At 40.6% G+C, this 411-nt stretch carries 1 protein-coding gene; it reads left to right on the top strand.

Annotated elements, in window-relative coordinates:
* Positions 1-411 (top strand): solute carrier family 23 protein (locus tag CP370_RS09410; protein ID WP_304441348.1); only part of this gene is annotated, 411 nt, incomplete at both ends.

Raw genomic sequence — 411 nt, 5'->3', positions numbered from 1 at the left:
GCTGGTTCATTGATTGGAATTGCTCGTTCTGGTGGATTCTTGGTAAACAACGAATTACCACGTGCTGGTAAAGCATTGATGGCCGACGCCATTGGTATGTTGGGTGGTTCACTTTTGGGAACATCACCAACAACAGCTTATGTTGAATCATCAACAGGAATTGCTATTGGTGGTCGTACAGGATTGACATCATTCTTCACAGGAATCTTCTTGTTGTTGTCATTGTTTTTCTCACCATTGCTAGTAGTTGTGACATCTAATGTGACTGCACCAGCATTGATTATTGTTGGAATTTTGATGGCTAGTAATTTGTCAGCAATTGATTGGAATGACTTCCCAGTTGCTGCAGCATCATTCCTAACTATTTTGGGTATGCCATTGTCATATTCAATTTCTGATGGTATCGCCTTA

It is taken from the genome of Lactobacillus sp. UMNPBX19 (assembly GCF_002553805.1).
GTDB lineage: Bacteria > Bacillota > Bacilli > Lactobacillales > Lactobacillaceae > Lactobacillus.
This window is presented reverse-complemented; position numbering and strand designations above follow the sequence as displayed.